At 28.4% G+C, this 14,289-nt stretch carries 10 protein-coding genes; 5 read left to right on the plus strand and 5 right to left on the minus strand.

Features of this window, described 5'->3' with window-relative positions:
- Window positions 1–10 precede the first annotated feature (10 nt).
- Together BMUR_RS13690 and BMUR_RS13695 are read right to left on the minus strand one after the other, a co-directional pair.
- On the minus strand, window positions 11–1,051 hold the full coding sequence (locus BMUR_RS13690; RefSeq protein ID WP_013115139.1) for a hypothetical protein: 1,041 nt from the start codon (window positions 1,049–1,051) through the stop codon (window positions 11–13).
- A 9-nt stretch (window positions 1,052–1,060) separates the two neighbouring features.
- Window positions 1,061–3,232 (minus strand): ATP-grasp domain-containing protein, encoded by a 2,172-nt coding sequence (locus BMUR_RS13695; protein ID WP_013115140.1) that lies wholly within the window; start codon window positions 3,230–3,232, stop codon window positions 1,061–1,063.
- A gap of 223 nt (window positions 3,233–3,455) precedes the next feature.
- Here BMUR_RS13695 and BMUR_RS13700 point away from each other — a divergent pair, with 223 nt between their 5' ends.
- Complete coding sequence (locus tag BMUR_RS13700; protein WP_013115141.1) at window positions 3,456–3,806, plus strand: tRNA-binding protein; 351 nt, start codon at window positions 3,456–3,458, stop codon at window positions 3,804–3,806.
- Between the two features lie 110 nt (window positions 3,807–3,916).
- Here BMUR_RS13700 and BMUR_RS13705 read toward each other — a convergent pair whose 3' ends face one another.
- Window positions 3,917–5,611, minus strand: coding sequence for a DNA repair helicase XPB (locus tag BMUR_RS13705; RefSeq protein ID WP_013115142.1), 1,695 nt, complete (start codon window positions 5,609–5,611; stop codon window positions 3,917–3,919).
- Between the two features lie 71 nt (window positions 5,612–5,682).
- Entirely contained in the window at window positions 5,683–6,375 is a 693-nt protein-coding gene (locus BMUR_RS13710) for a tetratricopeptide repeat protein (RefSeq protein WP_013115143.1), read from the minus strand.
- Between the two features lie 175 nt (window positions 6,376–6,550).
- Between BMUR_RS13710 and BMUR_RS13715 the strand changes: the two genes are divergently transcribed.
- From BMUR_RS13715 to BMUR_RS13730, 4 genes are all read left to right on the plus strand, one after another.
- A complete protein-coding gene (locus BMUR_RS13715) occupies window positions 6,551–7,585 on the plus strand; it encodes a hypothetical protein (RefSeq protein WP_013115144.1) in 1,035 nt (344 codons plus the stop codon).
- 87 nt (window positions 7,586–7,672) lie between these two features.
- A complete protein-coding gene (locus tag BMUR_RS13720; RefSeq protein WP_013115145.1) occupies window positions 7,673–8,668 on the plus strand; it encodes an NAD(P)-dependent oxidoreductase in 996 nt (331 codons plus the stop codon).
- A gap of 143 nt (window positions 8,669–8,811) precedes the next feature.
- Complete coding sequence (locus tag BMUR_RS13725; RefSeq protein WP_013115146.1) at window positions 8,812–10,440, plus strand: peptide ABC transporter substrate-binding protein; 1,629 nt, start codon at window positions 8,812–8,814, stop codon at window positions 10,438–10,440.
- A 584-nt stretch (window positions 10,441–11,024) separates the two neighbouring features.
- Complete coding sequence (locus tag BMUR_RS13730) at window positions 11,025–12,368, plus strand: transglycosylase SLT domain-containing protein (RefSeq protein ID WP_041750020.1); 1,344 nt, start codon at window positions 11,025–11,027, stop codon at window positions 12,366–12,368.
- A 223-nt stretch (window positions 12,369–12,591) separates the two neighbouring features.
- On the opposite strand, the gene BMUR_RS13735 is transcribed toward BMUR_RS13730, so the two are convergent.
- Window positions 12,592–14,262, minus strand: a complete 1,671-nt coding sequence (locus BMUR_RS13735) for a Na/Pi cotransporter family protein (RefSeq protein ID WP_013115148.1) — start codon at window positions 14,260–14,262, stop codon at window positions 12,592–12,594.
- Between the last annotated feature and the right edge of the window lie 27 nt (window positions 14,263–14,289).

Genomic DNA, 14,289 nt, shown 5'->3' on the forward strand with positions numbered 1-14,289 from the left:
CTAATCCCTTTTATTCATAATATATAACTGGACTTCCAGTTTCTTCTGATTCATTTAAAGCATCTTTAATTTTTCTCATCATACTATCTTTTACAACGAATACAGACATTTTGTTTGATCCATTACTAGAAAAATCAAAGCCGCTTACAGCCATAGATACATTAATATCTACACTTTCTCCATTATATTCAAAATTATAATTTTTTAATGCTTTAAAATATCTTTTAGTAGCTTTCCAAGCCTCGTCCTCATTTGCAAAAATTACAGAGTATATAATATTATCATAAAGCAAACATTGATTTTCACCTATTCTGGCATTCTTCTTTATTGCTTTTATTAGCTCCTCTTGCATCTTTCTATAAGCAGAGTTTCCATATTCATTTATAATAGAGTTACTATTTGATATTTTAAATGCTATAATACCTATAGCATGTTTATATCTTTGAGAAAATGCTATTATATTTTTTATAGTGCTGGAAAATATTTCATATTCTGATTTATTAATTTTTATAACATTATCATTTTCTGTTTTATATTCATCTTCATCATAATCATCTATTACTTCATCTTCAATAGTATATCCCAAATTATATAATATAGTTTTATACATAAATATTGTAAATTTCTTTATGCAGTATGATAATTGTATTGATATAAAGAATAATCCAACAGCTAATATTGTACTGTAAAAAGTATAATCCTTTTTATATAAAAGTTTTTGTATTTCCGGCACATAGCTAAGAGATAGTATAAGTATTACAGAAGTAACTATAAAGAAAAGTAAGTTTTCTATAGTTTTGGATAAACTAGTATATTTTTTAGTAGGCTGCATCATTACTATGATAAAAGCATATAATATAGAAATGCCTATCCATATCCATACCCAAACATCAAGAGCATAAAGCAAATACACGAAAAAATTCTCAGGGTTTGATGATATTAAAAGTATATAAAGAGGAATAATAACAGCACTGTATATTAAAGTGCATATCATAGCAGCAAAAAAGCCGTATATATATGATTTAGATAAGTTTATTTGTTTATCTTCCATAAATAGTACCTAGTTCTTTCGCCATATTGCATTGTTATATTTTAAAGCAGTTTGTCCGAATATTTTCATTATTTTTTCTAATTCCAATTTATTAGAGTATAGTGCATATTCAAGACCTTTTTTGCCTTTACTTATAGCAGCAATAAAGCTTTCTTCTGTTATACAAACAGCGTTAGCTCCTAACATAAAATATTTAAAAGTATCAGCTCCATATCTAGGAGACTCTGCCAGCAATGTTAATTGCATTTTATGATTATTATGCAAATTACATGCTGCTCTGTTTATAGTATCGGCAACTTTTTCCATACCTTTTAATGCATACTTATTATTATTTGAAAAATATATACTATTTGCATGTGAAGAATTGACATTATGAATGTCATTTTCATTTGATATTCCCTTAATTATTATAGGAATATCTATTTCCTTTATAATTTTTGATAATTCTTTTTCGCTTTTTACATATATTTTATTATGAGATGTGATGTTATAGCAGTATGATAAATCTATTCCCACAGCACAGGCACCATTTTTTTCTGCAGCTCTTAATCTTTGTAAAATAACTTCATGAGGATTATTACCATCTATCATGATAATTCCTCTTTTACTTCCTTTTATAGTTCTTATTGAAAGCTCAAATAATTCCTCATTATTAAAATCATTTAATATAGCCAATACTTCGCAGTTAGAAGCAGCATCTAATACTATTTCATAATATTCTCTTATATCCATTATACCATCTATTACTTCAGGAAGATTGTATATAGTATCTAGTATAATTGGCTGTGATAAATGCATATTAAATATATTAGTTTCTAAATTAACTTGTTTTTCTTCATGAATTATACTAGGATTAAAAGAGTAATGAGAAAGACCTGTTTTTTCGTCAGTATCACCTTTAAATAGATAATTGGCACTTTGTTTTGAAGCTAGTTTTTCATGTGCTATTCTATTTATTTCTTCAGCTGTAATACTTTTTTCATCTGTCAATTTAAAATGTACGCAGTTCATAGCTTTATTTGCTATTGCTATTGCTTCATCTCTGGTATTTCCTACAGCAATAATATTACCAGCTTTTTCCAAATTATTTGTAGGAGTAACAAGTATGTCTCCAGCTTTTGTTTTTATAAATACTTCTTTTATTCCTTCAACTTTTTTAGCGTTTTCAACACCTTCAATTGATTCTATAATGCCAGTACCGGGTAAAAATGCCCTTTCAATAGAAACTTTATTCCATTTTGGTTTTAAATCGCTTGGAGGATTACCCAATGCTATTTCTATGGCATTTTTTATCAAGTTTACACCAGTAGAAAGAGGGTAGGTATAGGCACTCATAAATCCGCCCGATAGTCTTGCAGCAATTTCTCCTACCATAGCACCATTTTTTGTAACTTTTATATCGCCTTTAGCAGCACCTATTTTTAAATTTAATGCCTTTATACCAGCTTTCATTACATTAACAGCATCATCTAATTTTTCTTTTTCCAAAGCAGAAGGCATAATATGTCCAGTCTCTATAAAAAATGGAGGAAACTCTATTATTCTGTCGGCTACTCCAGTAACATATATTTCATCATTATATATAAGCATATCTATAGATAGTTCTGGACCGTCCATAAACTCTTCTATGATAACTTCCCCTGAAGGAGATGCACTTTTTGCCCTATTAAATGCAGCAAGTATATCATTTTCATTTGAAACCTTCATTACACCGCGAGCTCCCATATTATCAGCAGGTTTTACTACAACAGGCGTATTTAAATGTCTATAAGCATCTATTGCTTCATCATAATTCCATACTGGAAAGAAATTAGGCTGAGGTACATTATTTTTTTTAAATCTTTCACGCATTCTTATTTTATTTGAAGCAGCATATGCATCTTCAAATCTGTTTCCCGGAAGCCCTAAAGCATTAGCAACAGCAGCCACAGTTGTAGAAGCATCTGTACCTACAGTGATAACTCCGTTAATTTCCATTTTTTGACTCAAATCTCTGGCTGCTCTTACACTTCCATCTACATCTCTAGTAGAAACTACCATAGGATAGTCAGCTATTTTCATTCCATGTGCATCTTTATTATAATCAAATACTATCGTGTAAAGTCCCATTTCCTGAGCTATTTGTATAGCAGGTACTTGTAATAGTCCTGCTCCTATTATTATTATGCGTTTACCTTTCATTTTAGTATTGCCTTTTTTATTCAGTTTAAAATATTCCATTATATATAGTGCTATTAATATCGAAATTTAAACAGCAAACTAAAGAATTTTAATTTTTTTTTACTATGTTAAAAATATTATTTGTTAAAAATATTATTTTCTTATTATTTATTTTAATATTACTAATTGACAATTTTTTATATGCAAATAAAATATTGTCAGATAATTGTTTGGAGATTATAAAATGGAAAATAATATTAAAGATGAAACCTCATTTGATAACTTTATGGCACTTGATATTAGAACAGGTACTATAATAGAAGCTGAAGATTTTCCTAAAGCTAAAAGACCAGCATATAAATTAAAAATTGATTTTGGGGCATTAGGTACAAAGGTATCATCAGCACAGATAACAAAATTATACAAAAAAGAAGATTTAATAGGAAGGAAGATCGCAGCAGTTGTTAATTTTCCTAAAAAACAAATAGCTAATTTTTTCTCTGAATGTTTAGTTTTAGGTGCTGTAAAAGATAATGGGGAAGTGGTATTATTAACTACTAAAGAAGACTGCGAAAATGGTACACCAATAGGATAAATTATTTTTTAGTATTATTACTTTATCACTGACTCTAATAAATAATTATTTTTTGAATATTATTATGTAGAAATAATCATTTTTAATTAAAGTTTAATAATAATATATTTTTAATTATTAAATTCAAGTTCTTCAAAAGAATCTTTATCAAGAAGTTCATAATGATAACCCTGCTCTGTAAGAAATAATTGTCTTTTATGAGCAAAGTCTTCTTCTTTTGTATCTGTAGTAATAATAGAAAAGAAATAGCTTTTATTTTCACCTTTTTTTGGTCTTAAAACCCTTCCAAGCCTTTGAGCTTCTTCCTGCCTTGAACCGAAAGTTCCTGATATCTGTATTAATACATTAGCATCTGGTAAATCAACTGCTAAATTAGCAACCTTACTTACTATAAGTATTTTTATTTCACCTGTTTTAAATTTTTTATATATAATATCTCTTTCAGCCTGAGGAGTTTTTCCAGTGATAATAGTATATCCAGTTCTTTTTTTCATCTCATTTAATTGATCCAAATACTGACCTATTATAAGTATATTTTTACCCTGAAGTTTTTCTATAATCTTTTTTACTACTGTGTATTTAAGAACATTCTCACTTGCTATTCTGAATTTTACTTTATCGCTTGATACCACATAATCAGACCTATGACTTTCATCTAAAGGTATTCTTATATCATAGCAGTATGCTTCAGCAATAAACTTTTTTTCTTCAAGCTCTCTCCAAGGTATATCAAATTTTTTGGGACCTATTAGACAGAAAACATCTTTTTCAAGCCCATCTTCACGTACTAAAGTAGCAGTAAGACCAAGTCTTCTCATACTTTGAATTTCGCTTGTAAGTTTTATAATAGGAGCTGGAAGTAAATGAACTTCATCATATATTATAAGTCCCCAATTATACTGGAAAAATAGTTCAAAATGCACAAAAGGAGATTCTTTATTTTTTCTATATGTAAGGATTTTATAAGTAGCTATTGTTATAGGCTTAATTTCTTTATTTAGTCCGTTATATTCGCCTATATCTTCTGGAGGTATATCTGTTTTATCAAGTATTTCATCTCTCCATTGCCTGCATGCAGTAACCCCAGTAACTATAATAAGTGTTCTAGTTTGAGTTTTGTACATTGCCGCAATACCTACAACAGTTTTACCAGTACCGCATGGAAGTGCTATTACTCCCGCACCTCCTTCTGGCTTGCCGTCTGCATAAAATGCTTCAACAGAGTTTTTTTGATAATCTCTTAAAGCAAAATCTTCACCGTTAGAAGGTAATTTTGTTCTCATATTAAAATGATAAGGCTCTCCTGTTTTATAACCTGCCAAATCCTGTACTGGATATCCTATATTTATAAGTGCTAATTTTATATGACCTCTGTATGTGGCATCTATCTCTAATTTGTTATTATTAATTTCTGCTTTTATATATTTAGTCATAAGTTTATAGTGCAGAATTTCATCTATTATGTTCTTGTCTTCACTTATAAGATAATATTTTTCATTTTCTTTGATAATTTTTATTCTTCCATACTTTTCAATACTTGTTTCTATTTGTTTTATTATGTTCTTTGGTATTTCATAAGAGGTATATTTTTTTAAAAATCCAATTATCTGTTCTGAAGTGTAGTTTAAACTTGCTGCATTCCATAATGATACTAATGTTATTCTGTAAGTATGTATATATTCAGGACTTTTTACAAGTTCGGCAAATACAAGCATAAAATTTCTAATTTCTTCAAAATGTTTTGTACTAACATCTAAAAGAATAGTACCATCGCCCTGAACTATGAGAGGAGCATTCTTGTTCAATTTTTTTTCCTTTAATTAAAGTATGGATATATTTGTATATATTTATTTAATAAATTTATTAACATTAAATATTAATAAACATTATTTTCTATTAATGAAATAGTTTCTCTAAATATATTAAGATATTCTATATTATTAGTGTTCTGACTAACCCATGATTTTAACACATTTAATGCTTTAGTTTTATCATTCTGTGCCAAATAAACATCAGATAATGTTAAAGCAGCTTGAGGTATCAAATAGCTTTTAGGATATGCTTTAGTGAAGTTTTCTAAAGTAGAAGCAGCCTGAGTATAATTTGTTAATTCTATCTGGGTATTTGCCAAATTATACATTGCACTATCTTGTAAATAAAAACCTCTTGCATTTGCCACTTCCTGATAGTATTTTTCAGCTTCTGTGAAATTTTTTATATCATAGTAAACACAGCCTAAAGCATATGCACTTCTTAATCTTAGTGTTTTTCCTTTGGCAGCTGAGTATACTTTCTGAAATCTTGAAGTAATATCAATAATTAATGCAGGATCATTTAATTGCTCTTTTGGTAATTGAGCATTTTGATATACATTATACAATGCCAAAGCAGATTCAAACTCAGTGTTTCTGGCGGAATCCTGACTTTCTATATTAGCTTTATATATTAAAACACCAGCTATTATTACTATTAATAATACAAAGCCCGATATAAATATTATTCTATTATTGTATATGTATGTGAATATTAACTCAGCATTTTTTTGTATTTTATTTGTGTTTTCAGACATAAAGATCCTCTTAAAATTAATTGTTTCAATAAACGCTATTTTTAATAATCCATTATAATAATTAAACTTAAAAAAATCAAGTGTTTATTTCATAATTATTTTCTATGATATGGTTGAAATTTTATTATTGTTTATTTATAATTACTGTTAAAATTTCTATATAGGTAATTAATATATGTCTCCTCAAAAAATAGATTCCGGAAAAGAAGTATTGGCTATAAAAATATTAGCAGAATATAGTGATTTAAAAAAATATATATATATGGTGTTTTTTATAGATAAATATGACAGCAAACTTATGGATGCTGCTTTTGTTATTTCTGATGATAATAAACTTCTAAAATTTTTAAATTCATATACAGATTTGCTAGAGCTGTATAAACATATAAAAATATATAATAAGCTTAATAATGAAAATAATAAATTATTTGAGAAATTTAAAAAAGTCGTTGATGATATTTTTAATGATAATAAAAATATTAATAATATTATAATATATCAAAGCAATAATAATATTATTTCTATTATTGATATATTTGCAAGCAGTATGAATAGATTTATGGATTTTCATATTGGTACTTTTGATATAGCACATAAAATACTTAATTTTGATGAAGTTTATAATGGTTTGGATAATGTAGCTAAAGAATTAGAAAATACTGCTGCTATGCATGCGTCATATAGTTCTGATTCTAATTCATTAGAAGAAAATACTGATGCAGCTAAACAGTCTGAAGCTCCCAGCTATAAGTTAATTAATGCCTCATTTATAGTTGATCCTATAGGAGGAAAATCTATTAATGATATAAATGTAGGCGATAAAGTTATGGTAAGCATTAATTCTAATACTGTTGAAGAAAATATAATATATCTTGAGCTTAAAGGAAAGAAAGATAAATATTCAAAATATATAGTACCTGCTGAAGTTTTAGAAAAACATGTTGAAGAAAAGTCTATTAAGATATTATTAAAGTTAATAGACGGATATTGCTGTTTAATAGAAGAATTAGAACCTATTAAACTGAAGGTATTTAATCCTACTCAAGATGTATATATTGAAGGTGAGGATAATGATGCCGATAAAAAACCTTCATTAATAAGCAGATTATTTTCAAAAATTAATACATTTAAGCTTGTGATGTTTGGAATGGCTGCTGTTATACTTATTCTTTTTGCTGCTATAATATATGTATTCTTTTTTCAAGTTTGATTTTATTGAATTAAATTTTTTGTATATTTTATAGTTTTTATGTTTATATAGATTTATTATTTTTGATAATTAATAAGGAAAATAACTATGAAAATAGCAGTATATTCTCTTTTAGATGATGAATTAGAGTTTTTTCAATTAATGGAGAAAAAATACAATACAAAATTTACATTCTATAAACATTATTTAAATATTGATAATGCTAAAGAGATTCAAGGCTTTGACAGTATAGTTGTTAATGCAAGAGATGAAATAAATTCTGAAGTTCTTGATAAATTGAAAGAATACGGTATAAAATATATGAGTACAAGATCTGCAGGTTATGATAATATTGATGTTGATTATGCTGATAAAATAGGAATAAAAATAGCAAATGTTCCTTCATATTCTCCTAATTCTGTAAGCGAGTTTACAGTACTTTCTCTTCTTGCTCTCATTAAAAATTATAATAATTTGATTATAAACGGATACAATAGAAATTTTATAAGAAACGGGCTTGTAGCAAAGGAATTGAGAAATTTAAATATTGGTATTATAGGAACAGGCAGAATAGGAACTCTAACTATAAAACATCTTAAAGGTTTTTATCCGAAAAATATATTCGTGTATTCAAGAACAGAAAAAGATGAAATAAAAAATTATGCTGAGTATGTAAGTTTAGATGAACTATATAAAAATAGCGATGTTATAATATATCATATACCATTAAGTAAAGAAACTAAAGATATGGTATGTAAGGATTCTATAAATAAAATGAAAAAAGGAGTTTATATTATCAATGTAAGCCGCGGCGGTATAGTTAATAATGAAGATTTGCTTGAGGGATTAAAAAGCGGACATATTGGAGGGGCTGCTTTAGATGTTTATACTAATGAAATAGAATATGTTAATAAAAATATAAAAGATATAGTTTTAAAAGATAGTGTTATAGAAGAATTGTTTAAAATGAAAAATGTTATAATAACTCCTCACTATGCATTTTATACTGATGAGGCACTACTCAATATGGTAACTACCTCTATTGATAATATATTCGAATTTATGAATACAGGAAAATGCATAAACAAAATAATAAAGTCTTAATTTATTTAATAACTTTTTATTTTTTTTAATTGACTAAGTTTATAAAATTATATAAAATATTTTTACATAGATTTGATTAGTAATTATTTTTTATAACTCATACATCTAATCAAAATAAAAATAGTTTAATCATGGAGTTTGATATGAAAAGTGTAAGAGTATTTTTATCATCTATTATCAGCATTGGCTTAGTGATATTGTTAATGCTTTCTTCAATATCATGTTCTAAAGGTAAAAATGAAAATGACGGGATTATTGTCAATCTTAGTGTTGAACCAAAGACTATAGACCCAAGTTTGAATGCCCAAATATACGGAGTAATTTATATTTCTCATGTATTTGAGGGTTTAACTGTAAGAGATAGAAACAATAAAATAGTTCCGGGTGTTGCAGAATCTTGGGAAATAAGTCCGGACGGAAAAACTTATACATTTTATCTTAGAACTAATTCTGCTTGGTCTGACGGTAAACCAGTTGTAGCTGAAGACTTTGTTTACAGCTGGCAGAGACAAGTTGACCCAAAAGTTGCAAGCGAATACAGTTATCAGCATGAACCTGTAAAAAATGCTATGGCTATTACAAGAGGTGAGATGCCAGTAGATGCTCTAGGTGTTAAGGCTATTGATGATCATACTTTAGTTGTAGAATTGGAAGCTCCTACTGCTTATTTCTTGGAGGTAGCAGCATTCCCTACATTTGCACCTTTAAGAAAAGATATAATAGAACAATACGGCGACAGTTGGACTTTAAAGCCTGAAACTTATATAGGAAATGGTCCTTATATTATGTCTGAACGCAATATTGATGAAAATATTGTTATGGTAAAAAATCCTAATTATTGGAATGCTGACAGTATAGTTGCTGAAAAAATAACATTTGTGCTTATGCAAAATGGTGCATCTGCTGTAGCTGGTATAAAGGACGGATCTTTGCATATGGCTTATGAACCTCCTCAGCAGGATATACCTACACTTATGGAGGAAGGATTAATACAGATTAAGCCCCTTATAGCTACTTATTATTATCCTATAAACGTAACTAATGAATATTTAAAAGATCCTAGAGTAAGAAAAGCATTATCTTTGGCTATAGACAGAAACTATATAGTAGAAAATGTTACCAAAGGCGGACAGAAACCTGCAAGCGGCTGGGTGCCTTATGCTGTTAATGATGTTGACGGAGATTTTAGAATAAATGGCGGTGATTTGTATGATGTATCAAAAGAAGGATATTCTAATAATGTTGAAATGGCTAAACAGCTTTTGGCTGAAGCTGGATATCCTAATGGAGAAGGTTTCCCTGTAATAGAGTTTAAAACTGATCCGGGTAATCATGTAGGTATATTTGAAGCAGTACAGCAAATGTGGAAAGAGCATCTTAATATAGATTCTACTATTACTCAGATAGATAATGCATTATTAGGTCAGACTTTACTTGAGAAAAACTTTATGATAGGAAGACTTTATTGGTCAGCAGATTACAGTGATCCTATGTCTATGATGAGTTTATTTACTAGCTACAATACTCAAAATAATGGCGGATACAGCAATCAAAGATATGATGAGCTTATAGGTGAGGCTATGTCTACTGATGATAATAATATAAGAATGAAAGCTATGCATGAAGCTGAAAAAATACTTATACAGGAAGATATGGGAGCTATACCTATATATTTCTTTACAGAGCCTTTGCTTGTTAATCCTAAATTGAAAGATGTTGTATATAATCCATTAGGTTTTCATAAGTTTTTCTATGCATATTTAGAAGAATAATATAAAGTTGTGTGAAATTAGCAGGCGGTATATTTAATTTATACTGCCTGTTTTTTTATATAATTTTTATATTACATACTGATTTTTTATGTGTAATTCTAATTTATTTAGCTAATATTGACAAAAACACTAGACTTGTTTCAAAATTACTTGACAAGATTATATATAAAATTTTGATAATTTATAAATTATCAAAGCAATGTTTTACATGTTGTATAACTTATTATTTTAGTATGTAAATATGCAGTCCTTCGAGACTGCGGGCTGTGCCTGCTTCTTTGGGGCACCAAAAGAAGTGGGCACATACGTGTGGGGCAAAGCCCCAGTTATAAAATACTAAAAATTAAAATAGTGTAAATATTTTTTAATTTAGTTTTGAAACAAATCTACTATATAAATATATACTTTATATAATAAAATCTAAACTTATTTACCATAATATCCGATTTTTTAAATGTTAAAAAAGTTGCAAATCTTTAAATAATAATGTTAAATATATTAATTAAAAAAATAAATAATTTTGAGGCAGGTTTATTATTAAAAAAATAAAGAAGACTATAATAGTTATTTTTCTTGTAATAATGATGTTGTTTGTTAACTCTTGTGATACTTTCGATATGTACATCAGAAAAGCACTTGAAGGAGTTAATCTTTATGAGCTTAGTGTGTTCGGAGAATCTCTTGGACGTGATATAAAAGTAGTTGAGCTTAGAGGGTTTGATGTAAATGATTTTAGAAATGATAGAGTTTCTTATTATATAAATAGATATCAAGGCAGTTGGAAGCCTTATATGCAGAAAATTATAGACAGAGCTCAAATATATTTGCCTTATATTAAAGAAGTATTTGCAGAGAAAGGTGTTCCAGAGGATTTGGTATATTTACCTATAATAGAAAGCGATTTTAATCCTCAGGCAGTTTCGCATGCTGGAGCAGCTGGTCTTTGGCAGTTTATGCCTATGACTGGTGCTATATATAATCTTAAAGTAAATTATTGGTCTGATGACAGATTTGACCCTGAGCGTTCTACAAAGGCAGCTGCTGACCATTTAGTAAGGCTTGATAAAAACTTCAAATCTTGGGTAATTGCATTAATAGCTTATAATGCAGGAGGCGGAAGAATATCAAGAGCTATTAGAGAAGTAAAAAGTAATGATTTTGGAGATTTACTTGATGCAGGTGTGCTTCCAAAAGAAACTGAAGAGTATATACCAAAATATGTCGCTGCTGTTATAATTGCTAAAAATCCTGAAAGATTTGGTTTTAAAATTAATAAACCTAAAGTTGTTTTTCCTCAGGGGGATTTAGTTTATGTTGATGATGCAGCTGATTTATCTGTGATAGCTAAGATGATAGAAGCTGATACTGAAGATTTAAAGGCTTTAAATCCGCATTTGGCTAGAGGGGTAACTCCTCCTGGTATGGTTAGATATCCTTTAAGGGTTCCGGAAGGATTGGGTAATAAATTTAATGAAACATTTGCTAAAATACCAGCAAGCGAGAGAGTTACTTTCAGACGCCATGAAGTAAAAATGAATGAAACACTTTCTCATCTTTCTAAATTTTATGGTGTTCCTATAAATGCTATTGTAGAAATAAATAAATTAAAATCAAAAAGTCTTAATATAGGTCAGCAGGTTATGATACCTATACAGGGGCTTGATAATGCAAAGCAGGTTGATTTAGCTCAGTATGAAGAGGAGCAGGAGAGAATAAGAGAAGGTAAATTTGTTTATTTTGAATCTTTGCCTCCTCCTGATTATGAATATAAGGATATAATGTATCATGTTAGAAGCGGAGATACTCTTTGGATAATTGCAAGAAGATTTAATATAGATATATCCGAAATAAAGGCTTGGAACAGACTTAATAGTAATGTACTTTCTATAGGTACAGAGATATTTTTAAGGATACCAACAAATAAATAAAATAATTATAAATATTTATTTTAATCTTTCATTAATTAGGCTTTCAAGTCTACTTAATACTTTTATCCTTCTCTCCCAAATATAATCTACAATAGAGTCATATATTTTTATTTGATTTTGAAAACAGCAGTGCATTTTTATGATCCAAATTAAATTATATTTTTTGCTAAAGATTTACAACTAGCTATTATATTTTCTTTATAAGTATATTCCCAATAATAAATTATTTATCTTTTCCTGTTATGGCTTCTACTATGTTTACGAGATTAGAAATTGAACGGTTAAAATATACTAATACATCTCCGTATAAATGAGCATTTAAAGCAGGTATCAATGATTTATCAACATTGTCATAATGTCTTTGCCTTGCCTCATAATAGAATGCTTTTATTTCATGATATTTCTGCATAGCTTCATCATATGTTTTTTCTTTATTTAAAGAATAGTATTGAAGTATTAGCTCTGATAAATAGTCTATGAATTTTTTATTATTATCTATCATTTTTAATATATCTGATTTTTGTGTTTCATTAAATAAAGTCTTTTTTTCACTTCCTTTTATAATTGCTTTACCTAAATCTTTTAAATTATCTCCTAGATTTTCATAGTATGTACTTATATTTATAAGAGAAGCGATATTTGCTGAGTTTAAAGTATTTTTTCCAAGCAGTTTGAGTAGGAATGAATGTATTTCCTGATCTGTATTATCAAGCATTTTTTCATGATCTCTTATTTTAGTAAGAAGTCTTTCACTAGGGTTTTCAAATAGCTGTTCTATTCTTGAAAGCATTTTTTTAGCAATTTCGCCCATATAAGTTACTTCTTTTCTTACCTCTATTTCTGCTGATACTGGCATATTAAGTAATTTATCAGAAAGTACACTGACATGTTTTTCATCTTCTTTGTCTTTGATTAGGAAGCATACTATTTTTTCTAGTTTTTCTGTTAGGAAGTAGAATACTATAACGTTTATAATATTAAATATTGTGTGAGCAGCCGCTATATAGAATGATATATTAACATATTTATTATTTACTACGAGGTTAGGATCTCCTATATTCATAAATCCTACAACTATATCAACTAATTTTATATAGTATGGGAATAAGAAGAACATATATATAACACCGAATATATTAAATAAGCAGTGAACTAAAGCAGCTCTTTTAGCATTTGTAGAAGCCCCCAAAGTTGCCAATACGGCTGTAATTGTAGTACCTATATTTTGCCCAAGTATTAATGCTACACTAGTAGGGTAATCTATCAAACCAACTGAAGCCAATGATATAGTAACACCCAAAGCGGCACTGCTTGACTGTATTATAGCAGTAACAATCATACCAATCATTACGCATAAAAATCTGCCGTACATAGTATTTGCATTTGCCATTAAGAAAACTTTTTCAAAATCCTTGGATCCTCTTACTCCTTCAAAAGCCATTTTCATAAGAATAAGACCGTAAAATATCATACCAAAACCCATCAGTATTTCACCAAAGAATCTCAATCTTCTATTTTCCGAGCCGAATGTTACTATAATAGAACCTAAACCTAAAGCAGGTAATGCTAATACATCTATATTTAATGATATTATCCAGCCTGTAACAGTAGTACCTATATTGGCACCTAGTATGATATTTATTGCTTGAGAAAGTGTAAGGATATTAGCATTAACAAAACTTACAGTCATTACAGTAACAGCACTGCTTGACTGAACTATTGCCGTTATTAAAAAACCTAGAGCTATTCCGAATATTTTATTTTGAGTTAATTTGTGGAGGATCTCTTTTAGTGCATTTTCTGTACTTTCCTGAAGTCCGTCAGAGAATACCTTAAGACCATACATAAAAAGTCCGAATCCGCCGATTAAAGAAAAAGCTAGGTTTAAAAACATATGGCATATCCTACTATTTTATTAAGC

This window comes from Brachyspira murdochii DSM 12563 (assembly GCF_000092845.1).
GTDB classification, from domain to species: Bacteria; Spirochaetota; Brachyspiria; order Brachyspirales; family Brachyspiraceae; genus Brachyspira; species Brachyspira murdochii.